Origin of the sequence: Natronorubrum halophilum (assembly GCF_003670115.1) — an archaeon.
Taxonomy (GTDB): domain Archaea; phylum Halobacteriota; class Halobacteria; order Halobacteriales; family Natrialbaceae; genus Natronorubrum; species Natronorubrum halophilum.
This window is the reverse complement of sequence record NZ_QQTY01000001.1, coordinates 138,487-156,539: the sequence shown is the minus strand read 5'-3', so window position 1 is coordinate 156,539 and position 18,053 is coordinate 138,487. Positions and strand designations below refer to the sequence as shown.

Genomic DNA, 18,053 nt, shown 5'->3' with positions numbered 1-18,053 from the left:
GAAGAAACCGCTGGCGGTCGGGTTCGCCGCGGACGCTCGTCAGTCGTCCGCCGGCGTGAGCGGCTGCTGGTCGGTCGCGAGGAGTCGGTCGAGCGCGTCGACCATCGCCTCGACGCTCGCGCGGGTGATGTCGGCCTCGCTTCGGGCGACGGTAACCGAGCGGTCGTTGCGGACCATCGTCACCTCGACGGTAACGACGGCGTCGGTACCGCCGGTCACGGCGTCGACGTGGTAGGAGTCGAGTTCGGCGTCGGCTATCGACCCGAGCGCCTCGCGGATGGCGGAGACGGCGGCGTCGACGGGTCCGGACCCGGTTCCGCTGGCGACACGTTCCTCGCCGACGACGGCGAGGCGGATGCTCGCGGTCGGAACCGCCCCACCGCTCGTGGCGGTGAGATCGAGCAGTTCGACCACGCGCTCGCGGTCGTCGCCGGTGACGTCCTCGGCGATGGCCAGCAGGTCGGCGTCCGTGACCCGACGGCCGCGGTCGCCGAGTTCCGTCACGCGGGTTGCGATTTCGGCCACCTCGTCGTCGCTCGCCTCGACGTCGTGTTCCTCGAGCGTCGCCTGGACGCCCGCTCGGCCCGTGTGCTTGCCGAGGGCGAGTCGGCGCTCGCGGCCGACCGTCTCGGGCGCGTACGGTTCGTACATCTTGTCGTCCTTGAGCGTCCCGTCGGTGTGGATGCCGCTCTCGTGAGTGAAGGCGTTCTCGCCGATGACGGCCTTGTTCGGCGGGAGTTGGATTCCGGTCGCCCGGGAAACGGTCTGTGCGAGATCGTAGCTTTCCTCGAGATCGAGGGTCTCGACGTCGTAGACGTGCGAGAGCGCGATTGCGACCTCCTCGAGGGCGACGTTCCCGGCGCGTTCGCCGAGGCCGTTTACGGTACAGTGAACGAGGTCGGCACCGGCCGAAACGGCCGACAGCGCGTTCGCGACACCCAATCCGAGATCGTCGTGGGTGTGGGCGCTGACCGGACCGATTTCGGCGAGTCGAGAGACCGCTTCGGCGGTGTGTTCGGGTCCCGTGTGACCGACCGTGTCGGCGAAACAGAACCGTTCTGCGCCCGCATCGAGGGAGGTCCGGGCCAACTCCTCGAGGTAGTCGAGGTCGGCTCGAGAGCCGTCCTCGCCGATGACTTCGACCCAGAGGTCGTGTTCGGTCGCGTACTCGACGAGTTCGGCGGTTTTCCGGAGGTTGTCCGCCCGAGACGTGCCGACCTTTCCCTCGACGTGGCGGTCGCTCGAGGGGACGACGAGGTGGATCCCGTCGACGTCGCACTCGAGCGCGAGGTCGATGTCGGTCGCGATCCCGCGACAGAAACTGGTCACGCGGGCGTCGAGATCGAGGTCGGTGACCCGCGAGATGGCCTGGCGTTCACCCGCCCCGGTACAGGCGCTGCCAGCCTCGATGACGGAGACGCCGGCACGTTCTAGCGCGCGGGCGATCTCGACTTTTTCGTCGGGCGACAGCGAGACGCCCGGTGCTTGCTCGCCGTCGCGAAGCGTCGTATCGAGAAGGCGGACTGTACGGTCGGATTGAATCGTCTGCTCGGCGGAGTGAGTTACAGGCAAGAGTGATGAACTGCGATTAGTTTCGTCGCGTAATTTCACGCCCAGCCGGGTTGCCCCGACTTCCTCTATCCTCGGACTCCGGCGTTGAGAAGGTATCTCGTACCATTGTATCTCTCCCTATCGAATCACGGCAACTTAACTCCGCTGGTCACGGTACGATCTGCGAGGCGTCTCGTGGCCGTGTGCGCGATCGAATCGCGGTCGCCGACCCAAACGCCCTTTCTCCCTCCCCCCGTATCGCCGCTCGAGTATGGACTCTACCCTGGAGCCGCTCGCGCGGTCGCTTCGCGAGGCCCCGGTCGTCGACCGTGACGGATACGAGTACTTCGTCCACGGCGTCACTGATGGCATTCCGCCGGTCGATCCTGCGGTGTTGCAGGCGGTCGCCGACGGCATCCGCGAACGGATCGACCTCGATGATATCGACACGCTCGTCGCGCCGGAAGCGATGGGCATTCACCACGGCACGGCGCTTTCGCTCGCGACCGGCATTCCGCTGGTCGTCGTTCGCAAGCGCTCGTACGGATTTCCGGAAGAGGTCGCCGTCCACCAGGAGACCAGCTACGGCGAGAGCGAACTCTATCTGAACGGCGTCGATGCGGGCGACCGCGTCGTGTTGATCGACGACGTGCGCTCTTCCGGCGGAACGATCGAGGCGGTCTGTGACGCGCTCGAGGCCGTCGAAGCCGAGGTCGTCGACATCGTCGTCGTCCTCCGCCGAGTCGATGCCGATCACGAGGACGCCGCTCGAGACGTGACGAGCCTGCTCGACGTTCGGGTTCGAGACGGCGCGGTCGAGGTCCTCGGCTTCGACGACCTCGAATAATCACCTGACCGGTCGCGCCCCGGCTCACGCCGATTCGAGGACGAGCCGATCGCCGGGCTCGACGGCCGCCGCGGTGCCGGCGGGCAGTTCGACGATCAGGTCACACTCCTCGCGGGCGAAACTGCGCCACGGCCGCAATCGTTCGACGCGCTGGACGACGTTGTCGACGACCCAGACGGCGTCGACCGGGAAGCGGACGAACAACATGTGGACGTCGCGAGTCTTGGCCGTCTCGAACTGGAAGACGAGCGCGTAGTCGTCGGGCACGGAGCGACGGAACATCAGCCCGCAGGTCTGGCTCAGTAGTGAGTCGGCGATGTCGACGTTCGTCGCCAACGCGTTTCGATCGGCGTCACCGCCGCTCGCGTCCGCCGCGCTCGCTCCCGACCCACTCTCACTCCCGGTCGCACGATGGTGAACCAGACGCACGCTCTCGAGTCGGCAGGCCGGGAGCAAAAACCTTCCCGCCGGGACCGAGCGCGGCGTCCGTGAGATTCAACTGCTCGCCGCTCGAACGGGCGGTAACTCGCGCATGGAAAAAACGCCACGGGGGACGTCGGTCGGCGTCGACGACCCTTACGAGTTCGCGGGCCTCTGTGACCACCTCACCGGCGAGGGCCGGTGTCGCTACGCCCTCGATCACTACGGACACGACCCCGAGTTCGCCCGCGAACGCGCGGATGACGACTACGTCTGCCCCGTCGTCGATCCCGAAACCGACGAGACGTGGGCCGACTGTCCGCACTTTCGCTCGCGAAACCACGACCGCGAGTGCGTTCGCTGCGGGCTCGCAGAAAAGCGGATGGCCCACGACGACGAGCGCCCGCTGCTCGAGGAACACCACCTCTCTTACGCCCGCGACGAGGCGGAGCTAACCCACGAGATCACGGTCTATCTCTGTCGGTGGTGTCACGCGAAAGTCCACCGTTCGTGGGCGCGGATCACCGACGACGCAGCGCCGGACCCGGAGGCGACGGCCGCTCTCGAGGGTCGTCGAAGCCGAGAGCACGAGGAACTGGGATTCGAATCGGCCGCGGAGCGATACGGCGAGGACGACGGCGGTCGACAATAGACCCCTGTCCGTCCGCTCAGCCCGTGTTCTTCATCCCGGCCGCGATTCCCTTGACCGTCAGCCGGAGCGTTCGCTCCTCGATGTCCGTTCGGTGGGTCCGGTTGAGCAGGTAGACCTGCAACAGGTTCAGCGGGTCGACGTAGGGGTTGCGCCGCGCCAAGTTCTCGCCGAGCCAATCGCGCGTGTGCAAGCGGTCTCGCTGGCCGATCTCGGTGATCAGCTCGGTCGCTCGCTCGTACTCGTCGGTCACGCGCGGGAAGAATCGACTCCGGAGGTCGTCGTCCGCTAAGTCAGCGTACTGCTCGGCGATCTCGAGTTCGGTCCGAGAGAGCGAGAGGGCGGCGTTATCGAGCGTGGTTCGGAAGAACGACCACTCATCGTACATCTCCCGGAGGGTCTCCATCGAACCGCCGTCGTCCAGGTACGCTTCGATCCCCGTCGCGAGGGCGTACCAGCCGGGGAGGATACACCGCGATTGGGTCCAGGAGAACACCCACGGAATCGCGCGCAGGTCCTCGACGGTCCGCTCGCCGCTGCGGGAGGCGGGACGCGATCCGAGATCGAGATCCTCGATGACCGTGATCGGCGTCGCCTGCTCGAAGTACTGGACGAAGCCGTCGCTCTCCAGAAGGTCGCGATACTCCCGTCGTGCGGCGTCGGCCATGATCTCCATGGCGTCGGTCCACTCCTCGTGAACCTCCTCTTCGGGTTGTTCCATCGCGTACAGTCGGGACCGAAGCTGTGCGTTGAGCATCTGCTCGATGTTGCGCTCGGCGATGCGAGGGTTGGCGTACTTCTCGGCGATCGCCTCGCCCTGCTCGGTGAACTTGACCTGTCCCGTGACGGTGCTGTTCGGTAGCGCGAGCAGCGCTTCGTTCATCGGGCCGCCGCCACGGGAGATGGAGCCGCCGCGACCGTGGAACAGTCGCATCGTCACGTCGTGGTCGCGACAGATGTTGCCCAGGTGGTGTTGGTTCTCGTACAGCGACCAGTTCGCCGCGAGGAATCCGTTCTCCTTGTTCGAGTCCGAGTACCCGAGCATGATCTCCTGGGTGCGTCCGCGGGCCTCGAGCGCCTGCGCGTAGGCCTCGTTCTCGAACAGCGATCCCATGATTCGGCGAGCGCCCGAGAGGGCGTACTCGGTCTCGAGCAGCGGGACGATGTCGAGCCCGCAGTGTTCGGGGAGGGCGACGACGCCGGCCTGATCGGCGAGGAACAGCACCTCGAGGACGTGGCTCGGTTCCTCGGTCATCGAGATGCAGTAGGTGTCGATGGCCTCGATCCCGTACTCGGTCTGCCAGTCGCCGAGATCCTCGAACAGCTGGAGCACACGGGTCGACTCTTCCGATAGCTCCTCGGTTTCGGAGAGATCGATGATGGGGTCGTCCTGCAAGATCGCGTCGGTCAAGAGGTCGGCGCGTTCCGTCTCGTTCAGGGTGTGGTAGTCGATGTCCTCGCTCTCGAGCGCTTCCGCGATGGCGTCGGTGTGGTTTTGCTGGTGTTCGCGCAGATCCAGACTCGCAAGCGAGAAGCCGAAGGTCGCGACCTGCCGTCGAATCGGATCGACATGCGCTTCGACGACACTCTCGGCCCCGTTGTTCTGGAGGCTCTCGGCGATGACGTCGAGATCGTCGAGCAGGCCGTCGACGTCCTCGTACCCGCCCGGGCGAACGTCTCCGACCCGGAGGAGGCGCTCGCGCATGAGCTTGAGTTTCTGCCGGTAGGGCTCGCCGGGGTACCGTTTCTCGGCGGTGCGGGCGCTGCCGGCCAGCCGCTCTCGATCCTCCTCGAGCGAGCGTTGGAACACCGAGCCCGCGTCGATTCGACTGCCGTCCTGACTCAGGACGCCCGAGAGGCGCTTGAGCTGGTCCCGGTACCGCTCGAGGACGACTTCACGCTGGCGCTCGAGCGTGTTCGCGGTCACGTCGGGCGTAACGTAGGGGTTGCCGTCGCGGTCGCTGCCCGCCCACGACCGGAACTCGAACAGTTTCGGAATGTCGAGATCGCCCGCCACTTCGTCGTCGACCGCGTCGGCGAGTTCGTCGTATACCTCGCCGACGACGTCGAACAGCGTGTTCTCGAGGTACCACTGCACGTTTCGGGCCTCGTCTTCGGGTTCCGGCTGACGATTTCGCACCTGCGGGGTCTGCCAGAGGCTCGTCACCTCGGCGTCGATATCCCGCCAGATCTGGCCGGTTTCCTTGTCGGTCAGCAGGCGCTCGTCTAGGGTCTCGAGTTCCGTCGATATCGTCCGGAGTTTCGATTTGACCGTCTTCCGTCGGGCCTCCGTCGGGTGGGCGGTAAACGTCGGCTCGATCAGCACGTCGTCGAGGATTTCTGCGACTGTGTCGACGTCCCGCTCGCCCAGCTCTTCGGCCGCCGTCTCGAGGCTGTCCTCGAGCGTTCCGTCCTGGGACGCCGTCCGGATCGTTCGGACCCGCTCGCGCTCTTCGGCGAGATTGATCAGTTCGAAGTAGGTCGTGAACCCGCGGGCGACGATCCGCTGTTGGTGTGGCGACAGCCCCCGGAGCTCCGAGGTAAGGGGCTCGCGCGATTCGAGATCGCCCGATCGGTAGTCGATCGCGGCCCGTCGACACGATTCCACCGTTTCGAACGCCCGCCGCGAGGTCTGTTCCTCGAGTACGTCACCGAGTAACGCACCCAGCTCCCGGACGTCCTGTCGCACGTCCCTGTTATGGAGTGTCATATTGTCGTCCGTACGTGTTCGACGGTAAAAATCCCCATGCAGCGACGCCAGTTACACGTGGATGGTTTTCTGTGATAGTTACTGTCGGTCGAAATATAATGGTTATGCCATTGATGCAAACGCAGACTCACTCGATGTCGATACTGTATCGCCCGTCCCGCGTTCATCGCGCGCATACCGCTTGAAACGTTTACTACTATTGTGAGTATGGTTTCGAATATCGGCGCGCTCGGGATTCACGTGCGAAACAGCAGCATTCAATTTCATAATTATTGTCACCGTTTCTCGTGGGTGAGATAGTCACTCGACGCCTGCTGCGCGGACCGATACTGCTCGCGCGCACTGCTTGCACCTCGAGTTACTCCCCGAAAACTGTCTCGTGGTCACCAACTCCTGAAGGATGTCGGACGGCGCGGTCGTCGACCGAGACGGCGATCAGTCCGAAACGGCGTTCGTCCACGGCAGGGGTCGCCCGCTCTCACTCCGAGTCCGCCGACTCCGCCGCAACGACCTCGCCGATCATCGACCAGCCCTCCTCGTCCGGCCCCTTTCGACCGACGAGAATCGACGCTTGATCCTCGCTGGAGACGAAGCGATAGGCGGCTCCCTCGTCGCCCTCTCGAGTTCCCTCCGCTTGAAACTCCTGCTGGAAGAACTCCGCCCCCGAGACGTGAAACACGGCGTCGGTTCCGTCCTCGAGCGTGAGCTTGACGGGATCCGGAGAGATGTTGTGGATCCGCTTTCCGATCGGATTGAGTTCGGCCATGCTCGAGACGACACCCTTCCCGAAGTAAACGGTTCTGGGTTCGACCGAGCACCCACGTCAGCGTTCGCTCGAGGAGGGTTTCGCGGTTGGTCTCGTCGACACGTCCGCCGCGAGACGCTCACTACCCTCGCGTCTCGCCGCTTCGAATCGGAACCACACCCACCAGTCAGACGTTGGTTTCGAAAAAGTGCTCCGACTGGGATTTGAACCCAGGTCATTACCGTGAGAGGGTAATATGATTGGCCGGACTACACCATCGGAGCGGGCTTCGACTACACTCAATCGTTGCGCAGAACGATGTTTAAGCATTCCGTTTCGACGCGGGAATGTCGCGTCGTACCACGCTTTCGAAATGTGACACGATCACTCGTCGAAGGGCGATTTCGTCGCCTCGGGTTCGAATCCCTCGAGGCTGATGATGTTCTCGCGGCCGACCCGAAGTTTACTGATGGTGCCGTCTTCTTCCATATCGGAGAGGAGCATGCTCACTTTGGACTTCGACCAGCCGGTTTCCTCGACGATTTTGACCTGTTTCATCCGGCCGCCGTTCTCGCGGATGAGTTTGACGACGCGGTCGTCGTCGGTGAGCAGTTCCTCGTCGGTGAGCGCGCCGGATTCGGACGCAGCATCTGGGTTGCGGTCGTCTACTCCGGCCGCCGCTGTCGCGGCGGACGGCTCCTGGCCGTCGGGGTGGACGGCCGCGGCGTTCGCTCCGCCACCGCCGCCAGCAGTCCCCCCTTGCCGTCGATACCAGATGATGCTGCCGACGATTCCGAGGACGGCGATGGCTCCGAGACCGAGATACCACGTCGTGTCGTCGCCGTTGACGACCGCCGAAACCGGGTTTTCGTTCCCGAGACCGTCCCCCGCCCCCTCCTGAACGAAGACGACGCGGGGGTTGCCGTCGAGGAACTGTTGTTCGCCGCTCCAGCGTACCGAGTTCGCGTCTTCTATCGACTCGCGAGGGTACTGGGCGTCCTCTTCCGGTGTAACGCGATCGAACCGGAGTCCATCACCGGTCTCGATAACCATCGCCTGATCGGGACCGAGATAGATGTTCTGAAAGACGTCGCCGACCGTCACGGTGTTACCCTCGACCGCAGCGAATCCCTCCCAGGTGAACGACATCTCGACGAAGCCTCGCGATCCGAACTGGTCTTCGACCGTCGTGGATCGCTCGAAGTTCGTCGCCTCCATCTCTCGCCCGGTCAGGTCGGCACCGCTGTCGGTCATGGACTGCGCCGACTCCGTAAACCGATCGTACAAGTCGGTCTCTTCCGATTCGAACTCGTCGGCGAACTCCTCGAACGCCTCTCGGTCCTCGGCCTCGGTCTGGTTATCGGTGCCAAAGCGCTGCTCGTGCTGGAACGTCCACGTCGCACTCCCGTTTTCGTGGACGGTAATCTCGAACGTCGTCTTATCGAAATCCTGCGACTCGACTGCGATCGAATCGATTTGATTCGAGGGTTGAGACGACTCGAGTTGCGTGGCAGCGTCCGTCTGTGTTGGCGTCCCCGGAGTCGTCTCCGCGGACTGGTGCGGGCCAGTCCCTCCCGTGGCGGTCATCGCCATCGGAACGCCGAGACCGGCGATGGAAACGACGACGACGAGAAGGACAACGCCGACGGAGACCGACCGATTCATTCGTCTATCACTACGTGCCGGAGCTAAAAATGCTTGTGAATACGGGAACCCGCGATCGGCCTGCGCCGTCCGAGTCGATCGTCCCGAGCGGGTCATCGTGGCGTGTCGATACGCACAAACCGATCGACAGTGTATCGCCACCCATGATCGCCAATCTCGCACAGGGCGTGCAGGCATTCACCAGCAACGTCGCGCTCGTCGACGGTGAGCGAACCGTTCTCGTCGATACGGGAGCGAACTTCGACGTCGTGGCAGCCGTCCGCGACCGGGTCGACGATCTCGACGCCGTCGTCCTCACCCACACGCACCGGGATCACGTCGGCAACCTCGAGGCGGTGAAAGACGCGTTCGACGTCGACGCCTGGGGCTACGATACCACGATCGACGGCGTCGACCACGCGATCGAGGACGAGGAGACTGTCCAACTCGGGGATCACGAATACGTCGCTCTCCACACGCCGGGACACAAGAACGACCACCTCTGTTTCTACTCGGCCGATGCCGGCGTACTCTTTGCGGGGGATCTCGTCTTCCAGAACGGAAGTTTCGGCCGAACCGATCTCGAGGAGGGCGACCGAGACGCGCTCATCGAGAGCATCGATCGCGTCCTCGAGCGGATCGACGAGGACCTCGCGGAGATGCACACCGGCCACGGTCCGAGCGTCTCGAGCAACCCGTACGACCACGTCGAACTCTCCGCGCGGATGGCTCGACAGGCCTGATCGGGGACCGTTTCGGGAGTAGCGGTTGCGTATCCGTGCGGCCGTCACGTCGACTCCAGTACGTGTGCGTCCTCCGGCGCGAACCCGACGGTTACGCTGTCGTCGGGGACGTCCTCGAGTCGTAACACGATCGGAACGTCGTTCCATCGACCGTAGGCGTGGACGTGCTCGCCGCGGAACTCGCTCGTTTCGACGCTGACGGAAAGTGGGTTCTCCTCGGCGTCTCGAGCCAGCGCAGCCGCCCGGATGCAAACGCTCACCCGCGTTGTATCGGCGGGAACGCCCGTAAGCTCGAGTTCGGTCTCGCCGACGGCGACCCGCGTCCGATCACCGTCTCGAGCGACGACGGTCCCGTCGAAGACGTTGTTGTCGCCGACGAACTCGGCGACGAACCGCGTCGCCGGTTCGTGGTAGATCTCCCGCGGCGTCGCGACCTGTTCGATCCCGCCGTCGTTCATCACCGCGAGGCGATCCGAGAGCGCCAGCGCCTCCTCCTGATCGTGGGTGACGTAGACGGTCGTGATCTCGAGCGTCGACTGGATCCGTTTGAGTTGGCGGCGCAGCGACTCCCTGAGGCGGGCGTCGAGGGCGCTCATCGGCTCGTCGAGCAGGAGTAGATCGGGTGCCGGCGCGAGCGCGCGAGCGAGTGCAACCCGCTGTTGCTGGCCGCCCGACAGCTGATCGGGAGTTCGATCCTCCAGTCCCTCGAGATCGACTAACTCGAGCATCTCACCGATCCGGCCGTCGACGCTCGCACCCTCCGGGGGCTCCCGGAACTTGAGTCCGTAGCCGACGTTCTCGGCGACGCTCATGTGCGGAAAGAGGCCGTAGCTCTGGAAGACGACGCCGACGTCGCGCGCTTCGGGCGGCACGCCGATCACCGGCTCGTCGTCGAACGCGACGGTGCCGTCGGTGGGATCCTCGAAGCCCGCGATCGTTCGGAGCGTGGTCGTCTTTCCACAGCCAGACGGGCCGACGAGGGTGAAGAACTCGCCCTCTCGAACGGCCAGATCCACGTCCCGCAGTGCGGCGGTCCCGTCCGCGTCCCCGCCGTAGCGCTTCGAGACGCCCTCGAGCCGAAGGTCGGTCACAGTTCGTACCTCCCGCCGACGCGGTCGATGACGACGAAACTCGCCGCCGTCATGAGCAACAGCACGGTTCCCATGGCGATCGCCGGTCCGGATCGCCGACCCAGGTAGCGTTCGACGGCGACGGGCATGGTGTAGCTCTCGCTCCCGCCGGCCAAAATGACCGTAGAAGAGAACTCGCCGATCGAGATGGCGAAGGCGAACGCCGCGCCCGCGACGATCCCGTTCGCGACCAGCGGGAGTTCGACGTCGAGCAGCGCGCGGACCCGCGAGGCCCCCAGCGCGCGAGCAGATTCGACCATCGCCGAGTCGAGATTCGCGAGCAGCGGCGAGACGTTTCGCGTCACGAACGGATACGCTGCGACCGCGTGGGCGACGACGATCGCCACCGCGCCCGTAACCCGGAGTCGCCAGCCGCCCGGCAAGGACAGTCCGAACACCAGTCCCTGCAGGAGCCCGATCCCGAAGACGACGCCGCTGACGGCGAGGGGAACCATCGCGAGGGTGTCGACGATCGCCCCGCTCCGGCCGGCGCGGACCGTCAAGACCGAGATCACGACACCCATCGGGACCGCGATCAGGAGCGTGGCACCCCCGAACAGGAGCGAGTTGCGGATGGCGGGCAGCGGGAGGGTCTGGAAACTCGCGCCCTCGAGTTGGCGCTCGAGCAAAAAGGCGTAGTTCCCGAGCGTCAACCCGGAGCCGTCGGTGAACCCCCCGACGACGAGACTTGCCAGCGGGCCGACGAAGAGGATCAGTGCGACGAGTCCGTAGCCGAGGATCGCGAGCCGTCGCGGCGAGAGCGCCGTCCGAAGATCGGGAAAGAGCGCTTCCGTCGACGGCGACGACGACGCCTGTGAGAACCCCGCCTGGGACGACTCGTACCGGAGGTAGGCGTACGTCAGCCCCAGCGAGAGCATCGTCTCGAGGATCGCGAGCGTGGCGGCTTCGGCGTAGTCGAGCCGCTGGATGCGGTCGTAGATCCATACTTCGACCGTCGCCAACTGGAGCCCGCCGAGCGCGAGCACGATCGGGAACGTCATGAACGTGAAGATGAACGTCAGCAGCGCACCCGTGAGCACTGCCGGTGTGAGCTGTGGCGCGACGACGTCCCGAAAGGCCCGCCGTTTGTTCGCACCGAGGCTGCGGGCGGTTTCGACGGTTCGTTCGTCGACGGACTCCCAGGCGGCGACGGTGAGCCGCGCGACCAGCGGCGCGTTGTAGAACGCGTGGGCGAGGATCACGATCGCGAGCGGGCTGGTCTCGATGAACGCGAACGGGCCGAACCCGACTACCCCGAGGACGGAGTTGAGCGTCCCCGACCGTCCGAACATCGCGTAGAAGCCGACCGCGACCATGATCCCCGGCATGACGAACGGGAGGATCGTCAGCGATCGGAGCGTTCGGCGGCCGTAGAACTCGTAGTTCGCGAGGACGTAGGCGGCGGGCAAGCCGAGCGCGACGCTCGCAATCGTCGAAAGCCCGGCCTGGTAGGCCGTAAAGCCGAACAGTCCTTTCCGAACGCCGGGCGTCTCGAGGCCGATCCACGGTACCGGCAGATCGACGCCGGGGATCGGGTACTCGAGGGTCAGCGAGATCGAGACCGCGGCGAGCCAGCCCGCGAGCGAGCCGAGGTGCGTGCCGATCGCCAGCGGCTCCGCGAAGACGTCCGCGAGTGCCCCGAAGTAGAACGGGTCCGTCAGCACATCGGCGAAGTGGCCCAGTGTGGGCGCACCGTCATCGAGGACGGCCTCGAGGAAGACGACGCCGATGGGGAGGTACAGCATGACGGCGAGGACGCCGGCCGTCACGAGTGCGGCGAGCAAGAGGGCGTGGCGCTCGAGCCACGCGCTGATGACGCCGGACGAGAATCGGTCGACGACGGGACGATCTTCGAGCGACACGGTCGAGCGTTACTGGCCGGCGAACTCCCGCGCCCAGTCGTCGACCCACTCGTCGAGGTTCCCGCGGAGGTCGTCGTAGCCGACCGTCACCGCTTCCGGCGGGACGTGCGCGTACCGGTCGAATTCGTCGGCCAGGTCGACGTACTCGTCCTCGACCGCGGGGAACTGAACGTTTCGCTGGGCGATCTCGGCCTGTGCGTCGTTCGAAAGCGCGAAATCGAGGAACTCGTAGGCGAGATCGACCTCCGCTGCGCCCTCGAAGATCCCCATCCCTTCGGGGTTCGCGTAGCCCTGGCCGTCGAGAAAGGCGATCTGATGGCGGCCGAGATCGTGTCCTTCCATGCTCGCGAACACCTGGTCGGTCGAGTAGGAGACGACCATCGGCCGCTCTTCGTTCATGTACGCGCCGTAGTACGATTCAGCCCAGTCCTCTATGCGACGCACTCCGTTCTCGTCGAGTTCCCGCCAGTACTCGAGGTAGCCGTCCTCGCCGAAGGCGTCGATCGTCCACAGCAAGAACGCCTGGCCGGGGTCGGACGTCTGGGCGTTCTGTGCGATGAGCGCGTCCTCGTACGCCGGCTCGGTCAGGTCGTCGAACGTCTCCGGTTCGTCGATCTCGTTCTCGTCGTAAACGAGGCTGATGTAGCCCGTATCGTACGCGACGACGCGACCGTGCGGGTCGCCCATGTCCAGCCCGTCGCGGATGCGACTCGCTCGCTCGATTCGATCCCGATTGAGTTCGCGGAACAGCCCGCCCGCCTCGAGGTTGTCGTCGATACCGACGAGATCGTCGATATTCACGCCGAGGTAGACATCGGGATCGATCTCGAGGCCTTTGTCCGCCCGATTGATGTACTGGTTGAGACCCTGGTCCGGGAGCCTCGTCCACTCGAGTTCGGCGTCGGGATACTCGTCCTCGAACGCCTCCTTGAGCCACGGCCCCGCGGGATTCTCGCCGTCGATCATCGACTCGTAGGTGACGACCTCGAGCGTCCCCTCGAGATCCAACTCCTCGGGCTCCGGATCTCCGTTCGAGCCGTCGTCGTCCGATCCCTGATCGTCTTGGGTCAGACAGCCCGCCAGGCCGAGCGCCGATCCGCTTCCGACGGTAGCGAGAAACGTGCGTCGTCTCATTACACGGTGGTTCCACCGAGTGGTCTTAATCCCTCTGATCGAGAAAGAGACGGAAACTCACCGGGGGCTCGCCCGATTTCGATCGAATACGCGAGCGGAAAATCAGGTCGAACTCAGATATCCCCGTTAACTCCGGCCGCCTCGAGAAGCGCATCGTTGGCGTCCGAATACGCTCGAGCGATCCGCGCCGGGTCCGTCCGCTCGTCGCTCCCGAGCGGCGGCAGACGGACCCGTTCGATCGGATCGAGATAGCCGAGCACGTCGGGAACGCGTTTCTCGAGCGCCCCGTCTTTCGGGCTCGAACTGGCGATCTCGCAGGCGTGGCAGTAGCGGTCGCCGGGATAGATCCGCGCCCGGCCGGGCTCGACGGCTGCAACGGCGCTGATCGCCGCCGGCTCCACCGACCGGAGGGGTCGTGCGATGTCACCGTAGGATTCGACGACGGCGTCCGCTCTCCGTTCGACCTCGGTCGCCAGCTCCTCGAAGGCGGGAATGTACCGCCGTGCGGCGATCTCGTTCACCTCGTCGACGGTCTCGACGGGGATCGCGTCCTCGAGCGGGAGCGCGTCGGCGACCGCGTCCGGCACGTCGGCGGTGGCGTTACGGACGAACGTGGGGGCCCCATCGCGTTCCGCACGTTCGTTGCTCGGACGACCAACGCGGTCGACGAGAAATTCTCGATCCGACTTGCCGAGCAGCCCGGTTCCGCCGTCGGGCGCGGGCCGCCACAGCCGGTGGACCGGGTTGAGTCGTTCGGGTTCGCGGCCGCGCCCCTCAGCGGCCGCGAGATGCTTCGCGTCCTTGCCGTAGAGCCGTCCGTCGGCCAGTGCTCCTCGACAGTCGTCGTGGTCGAACCAGTAGTCGTTTCCCGCACGGGGTTTGTAGCCGACCGCGCCGGTTCGCTCCAGCAGGCCGGTTGAGAACGTGGTCTTGCCGGCGTCGACGCGGTCGGCACCGACCACGAGGAGGATCATTCCTTCAGGCCGTAGTAGCCGGGTTCGTCCTCGTCTCGCGGCTCGGCGACCACGAGGTCGTCGGCGTTGGTCATCACCCAGGGAATCGCCCAGTCCAGCAAGACGTCCTCGGTTTCTCGGTCGAGGTCCGCGTCGGTCTCGATACCCTGGAGGAGGCGGGCGATTTCGTAGACGGTGTACATCTGGTCGTCCTCGAAGAGCTCCTCTGGCGTGTAGAAATCACAGGGCGGGAGACTGTCGAACTCGGATTTTGGAACGGGCATCGCTCGAGGCTACTGTCCTCGGACGCCTAAATCGTTCGTTCTCGGTCGTCCGACTCGGCGATAGTTCGGTGCGGACGAAGCAGTGGAGGAGCGTGAACCGTGGGCGTTCGCGGAACGCGTCGTCCGCTCGGTGGGACTGAGATCGCGACCGAATCGACGCGGACGGTTGAACCACGGGCAGACCCACCGATCGTACTCGCCGTTCGACGTTATTTTTCCAAAGCTATCCATATTCAGAACTACTCAAAGAACAGGTATCTTCGCCTCGAGAAGTCCGAAATTTCATCGGCACCGAACAGTACACCGGTCTGTTTCGACGCGGGAAACCGACGTTCCATCAACTGTACTTCCATTCGGGCACCAATCAAATCATACCGTATACCGCAGCTACAAGCCAGATATGGGCGTCTACTCGAATCTACTCTGCCTCATGTCTCGAGTAAGAAACGGATGTCCAGAATAGATCGCTCAGAAACACCGATAGCCGAATGATGGATCTTTCTGCAATATCTGTACTGTATTCGACCGTATAGTCTCGTTTTGATGTGGAGCGTTCCTACTCGAATACGATAGTTGACCACAGATGGACAGAAAGTGCCGTGATCGGAGTATCCATTACAGTCAAACACTTCCACAGAAATATATTGGAGGAGGTATCTCTGAGAATATATAAGGTACCAAACCAGAATCGGACGGGACTACGAGGGGAGCAGTTCGTCAGCGATGATCTTCTTCTGGATCTCGCTCGTCCCCTCGAAGATGCGGGTGAGTCGAGCGTCTCGCCAGTACCGTTCGACGTCGAAATCGGTCGTGTATCCGTATCCGCCGTGGACCTGAATGCCCTCGCTCGTGACGCGCTCTGCGACTTCGCTCGCGAACAGCTTCGCCATCGCGGCCTCGGCGGCCGCTCCCTCTCCGGCGTCGACGGCGTCGGCGACGAGGAACGTCAGCGCTCGAGCGGCTTCGACCTCGGTCGCCATCTCGGCCAGTTTGAACCGAATCGCCTGAAACTCCGAAATCGGTTCGTCGAACTGCACTCGTTCTTCCGCGTAGCTCAGGGAGTCCTCGAGCGCGCCGCGAGCGAGACCGACCGCTCGGGCCGCCGTGTGAACCCGCCCCTCTTCGAAGAACTCCATGATCTGATAGAACCCCTGTCCCTCCTCGTCGCCGACGAGTTTGTCCGCGCTGACGCGGACGTCGTCGAAGTTCACCTCCCACGTCTTCCAGCCGTGGTACCCGATCTTGTCGATCGCGGTCCCGCTCAGGCCATCGCGATCGAACGTTCCGGACGGCTTCTCGACGATGAACCCGGAGATCCCGCGGTACGACGGATCCGCATCGGGATCGGTGACGGCGTACGTCAGGATGAAATCCGACCCTTTCGCGAACGTACACCACATCTTCTGGCCGTTGAGGACGTACTCGTCGCCGTCTCGCTCCGCTCGCAGTCGCATGTTCGAGACGTCGCTCCCGGCGTCTGGTTCGCTGATCGCGATGCTCTTGAGCAGTTCTCCCCTCGCCATCTTCGGGAGGTATTCCTGCTTCTGTGCTTCGGTTGCGCCGGCGAGACTCTGACCTCGAGCGATGATGCTTCCGACGCTGAGCCAGCCGCGCGAGAGTTCCTCGGCGATCACCGCGTAGGCTTTGAGATCCAACCCGAGTCCGTCGTACTCTTCATCGATGAGGATGCCGAAAAAGCCCATCTCGCGGAGGTTATCGATGAGTTCGGGCGACATCTCCTTTTTTTCCGGATCCCGTTCGCTCGCCTCCGGCAGCACTTCGTTCTCGACGAACCGTTTCGTCTCGTCGCGAAACAGTTGGTGTTCTTGATCCAGAAGAACGTTTGCGATCCCCGTCATTGGTATACTCACCTGGCAAGCAATATTAAGGGTTCTCACTACTGCTGGTACCGTGACAGCACCCGGACGACGAAGGTCGGAACTCGATCCGGGTGTCGAGATCGATCGCGGAATCCAGGTTTCGGACGGACCCGCGGTACGAGGCGGTCGAGCGCCGCTTCAGTCTGCGGTGGTCACGTTCGATCCTGGCGTGTTGGCTCAGTCCGGTCAGTACTCGTCGAGATCGATATCGATCTCGAGTTCGTCTTCGAAGGCTTTCGCGTACTCGAGGTAGCGTTCGGCGGTCGAAACGTTCGCGATGTCGATCATCTCCCCCTCGTACGTGACCGCGCTCTTGTCGTCTCGCTCCGCGCGCTGCAGCGCCTCGAGCGCACCGATCCAGTACTCGACGGTCTCGACGTCGGGAAGGAACAGTTCGTTCGCGTGTTCGACGTGCGACGGGTGGATAACGATGTAGCCCGTATAGCCCATCTCCCGCGAGAACTGCATGTCCTTCCGAAGCCCCTCGATATCGTCGACGTCGACGTACGGGCCGGCGAGCGGGTGTTCGATATCCGCCGCTCGAGCGTCCATCAGCGCCTGCTGGCGGAGGTGGACCGTCTCCAGTCCCTCCCGTCCGGGACCGGTCCACTCGAATCCGAGCGCTCGATTGGTGTCGGTTCCTTTCACCGCGCCACAGCCGATCGTCGCGACGCGCTCGGCGGCCGTACAGAGTTCGTACACCTGACGCATCGCCTGTGCCGTCTCGATGCTGACCATCAACTCGACGCCGTTTTCCGGCAGTCCCTCGCGTCGCTCGATGTGTGTCAACACCGAATCGAGTCGTTCGACGTCCGCCGGGTTCCTGACTTTCGGAACGGTGATCGCCTCGACCCCGGCGCGAACGACCGCTTCGAAGTCGTGTTCGGCGAACCCCTGACTCGCGTTCGGGTGCGCGTTGACGCGAACGTGGATTCGCTGGCCCGCTTCGATGAGCGCCGGGACGTTGTCGGCGACGATCTCCCTCGCCGCGTCCTTGTCGCCCGGCGGGACCGAATCCTCGAGATCGAGGATCACGACGTCGGCGTCGTTCGTGTGGGCGTTTGCGACCCACTCTTCGCGGTTCCCCGGGACGAACAGCGCGGATCTAACCGGTTCCATACGATGACGTTGGGTGAAACGTCCTTATACGTTACCCACGATCGCGGTACCGCTCGGGCTCGAGTTCGTGACCATCGGTCGTTTTCGACACGACGATATCGCGTCGAGGGCTACCGGAGACGTATCAGGGAGGACACCGTCGGCGTAATTTGCGGACCAAATCGCCGAAGCGCCGTCGAACAGGTCGATAGACGGCGGAGAGTGCGTTACAGGTGTATTCGTGTAAAGAGGAGGGCTCGGGACATCGACGGGAGTTCACGGGTGATTCGTCGTAACTCGAGGCGTACGATCCGGTCGAGTCGGCTGACCGTCTGGCCCGCCTCGTTCGACGACTGAATGAAGCGAGCCGCGAGCACGAACACGCGATCACACCGTCGGTGGA

Annotated in this window: 15 protein-coding genes and 1 tRNA gene; 3 read left to right on the top strand and 13 right to left on the bottom strand. The window is 64.1% G+C overall.

What is annotated here, in order from left to right:
• Positions 1-39: 39 nt before the first annotated feature.
• Complete coding sequence (locus DWB23_RS00735) at positions 40-1,572, bottom strand: (R)-citramalate synthase (protein WP_121740901.1); 1,533 nt, start codon at positions 1,570-1,572, stop codon at positions 40-42.
• 250 nt (positions 1,573-1,822) lie between these two features.
• Between DWB23_RS00735 and hpt the strand changes: the two genes are divergently transcribed.
• A complete protein-coding gene (hpt, locus tag DWB23_RS00730) occupies positions 1,823-2,398 on the top strand; it encodes a hypoxanthine/guanine phosphoribosyltransferase (RefSeq protein ID WP_121740900.1) in 576 nt (191 codons plus the stop codon).
• Positions 2,399-2,422: 24 nt separating this feature from the next.
• Here hpt and DWB23_RS00725 read toward each other — a convergent pair whose 3' ends face one another.
• On the bottom strand, positions 2,423-2,827 hold the full coding sequence (locus DWB23_RS00725) for a DUF192 domain-containing protein (protein WP_121741877.1): 405 nt from the start codon (positions 2,825-2,827) through the stop codon (positions 2,423-2,425).
• Positions 2,828-2,930: 103 nt separating this feature from the next.
• Here DWB23_RS00725 and DWB23_RS00720 point away from each other — a divergent pair, with 103 nt between their 5' ends.
• Positions 2,931-3,470: a DUF7097 family protein gene (locus tag DWB23_RS00720; RefSeq protein ID WP_121740899.1), complete on the top strand. Its 540-nt coding sequence runs from the start codon at positions 2,931-2,933 to the stop codon at positions 3,468-3,470.
• A gap of 16 nt (positions 3,471-3,486) precedes the next feature.
• Here DWB23_RS00720 and ppc read toward each other — a convergent pair whose 3' ends face one another.
• The 4 genes from ppc to DWB23_RS00700 form a co-directional block, all read right to left on the bottom strand.
• Positions 3,487-6,177, bottom strand: a complete 2,691-nt coding sequence (gene ppc / locus DWB23_RS00715; protein WP_121740898.1) for a phosphoenolpyruvate carboxylase — start codon at positions 6,175-6,177, stop codon at positions 3,487-3,489.
• 478 nt (positions 6,178-6,655) lie between these two features.
• Positions 6,656-6,943 (bottom strand): transcriptional regulator, encoded by a 288-nt coding sequence (locus tag DWB23_RS00710; protein ID WP_121740897.1) that lies wholly within the window; start codon positions 6,941-6,943, stop codon positions 6,656-6,658.
• Between the two features lie 188 nt (positions 6,944-7,131).
• Positions 7,132-7,206: transfer RNA gene (locus DWB23_RS00705), tRNA-Glu, on the bottom strand.
• A gap of 100 nt (positions 7,207-7,306) precedes the next feature.
• The gene (locus tag DWB23_RS00700) at positions 7,307-8,587 is read right to left on the bottom strand and encodes a helix-turn-helix transcriptional regulator (RefSeq protein ID WP_121740896.1); all 1,281 of its coding nucleotides are present in this window, start codon (positions 8,585-8,587) and stop codon (positions 7,307-7,309) included.
• 143 nt (positions 8,588-8,730) lie between these two features.
• Between DWB23_RS00700 and DWB23_RS00695 the strand changes: the two genes are divergently transcribed.
• Positions 8,731-9,309 (top strand): MBL fold metallo-hydrolase, encoded by a 579-nt coding sequence (locus DWB23_RS00695; RefSeq protein WP_121740895.1) that lies wholly within the window; start codon positions 8,731-8,733, stop codon positions 9,307-9,309.
• A 44-nt stretch (positions 9,310-9,353) separates the two neighbouring features.
• Here DWB23_RS00695 and DWB23_RS00690 read toward each other — a convergent pair whose 3' ends face one another.
• The 7 genes from DWB23_RS00690 to DWB23_RS00660 all read right to left on the bottom strand — a co-directional run bounded on the left by DWB23_RS00690 (position 9,354) and on the right by DWB23_RS00660 (position 17,671).
• A complete protein-coding gene (locus tag DWB23_RS00690) occupies positions 9,354-10,400 on the bottom strand; it encodes an ABC transporter ATP-binding protein (protein WP_121740894.1) in 1,047 nt (348 codons plus the stop codon).
• On the bottom strand, positions 10,397-12,301 hold the full coding sequence (locus DWB23_RS00685; protein ID WP_121740893.1) for an ABC transporter permease: 1,905 nt from the start codon (positions 12,299-12,301) through the stop codon (positions 10,397-10,399). The genes DWB23_RS00690 and DWB23_RS00685 overlap by 4 nt, the downstream gene beginning before the upstream one ends.
• Before the next feature lie 9 nt (positions 12,302-12,310).
• On the bottom strand, positions 12,311-13,435 hold the full coding sequence (locus DWB23_RS00680; protein WP_121740892.1) for a thiamine ABC transporter substrate-binding protein: 1,125 nt from the start codon (positions 13,433-13,435) through the stop codon (positions 12,311-12,313).
• Positions 13,436-13,548: 113 nt separating this feature from the next.
• A complete protein-coding gene (locus tag DWB23_RS00675) occupies positions 13,549-14,409 on the bottom strand; it encodes an ATPase (protein WP_121740891.1) in 861 nt (286 codons plus the stop codon).
• Complete coding sequence (locus tag DWB23_RS00670) at positions 14,406-14,672, bottom strand: DUF5827 family protein (protein WP_121740890.1); 267 nt, start codon at positions 14,670-14,672, stop codon at positions 14,406-14,408. The genes DWB23_RS00675 and DWB23_RS00670 overlap by 4 nt, the downstream gene beginning before the upstream one ends.
• A gap of 698 nt (positions 14,673-15,370) precedes the next feature.
• The gene (locus DWB23_RS00665; protein ID WP_121740889.1) at positions 15,371-16,531 is read right to left on the bottom strand and encodes an acyl-CoA dehydrogenase family protein; all 1,161 of its coding nucleotides are present in this window, start codon (positions 16,529-16,531) and stop codon (positions 15,371-15,373) included.
• A 207-nt stretch (positions 16,532-16,738) separates the two neighbouring features.
• Positions 16,739-17,671, bottom strand: coding sequence for an HpcH/HpaI aldolase/citrate lyase family protein (locus DWB23_RS00660; RefSeq protein WP_121740888.1), 933 nt, complete (start codon positions 17,669-17,671; stop codon positions 16,739-16,741).
• Between the last annotated feature and the right edge of the window lie 382 nt (positions 17,672-18,053).

Bases quoted from the DNA above. Each gene is read 5' to 3' on its own strand.
- hpt (WP_121740900.1), top strand. From the start codon at position 1,823: ATGGACTCTACCCTGGAGCCGCTCGCGCGGTCGCTTCGCGAGGCCCCG.
- DWB23_RS00720 (WP_121740899.1), top strand. From the start codon at position 2,931: ATGGAAAAAACGCCACGGGGGACGTCGGTCGGCGTCGACGACCCTTAC.
- ppc (WP_121740898.1), bottom strand. From the start codon at position 6,177: ATGACACTCCATAACAGGGACGTGCGACAGGACGTCCGGGAGCTGGGT.
- DWB23_RS00710 (WP_121740897.1), bottom strand. From the start codon at position 6,943: ATGGCCGAACTCAATCCGATCGGAAAGCGGATCCACAACATCTCTCCG.
- DWB23_RS00700 (WP_121740896.1), bottom strand. From the start codon at position 8,587: ATGAATCGGTCGGTCTCCGTCGGCGTTGTCCTTCTCGTCGTCGTCGTT.
- DWB23_RS00695 (WP_121740895.1), top strand. From the start codon at position 8,731: ATGATCGCCAATCTCGCACAGGGCGTGCAGGCATTCACCAGCAACGTC.
- DWB23_RS00680 (WP_121740892.1), bottom strand. From the start codon at position 13,435: ATGAGACGACGCACGTTTCTCGCTACCGTCGGAAGCGGATCGGCGCTC.
- DWB23_RS00675 (WP_121740891.1), bottom strand. From the start codon at position 14,409: ATGATCCTCCTCGTGGTCGGTGCCGACCGCGTCGACGCCGGCAAGACC.
- DWB23_RS00670 (WP_121740890.1), bottom strand. From the start codon at position 14,672: ATGCCCGTTCCAAAATCCGAGTTCGACAGTCTCCCGCCCTGTGATTTC.
- DWB23_RS00665 (WP_121740889.1), bottom strand. From the start codon at position 16,531: ATGACGGGGATCGCAAACGTTCTTCTGGATCAAGAACACCAACTGTTT.
- DWB23_RS00660 (WP_121740888.1), bottom strand. From the start codon at position 17,671: ATGGAACCGGTTAGATCCGCGCTGTTCGTCCCGGGGAACCGCGAAGAG.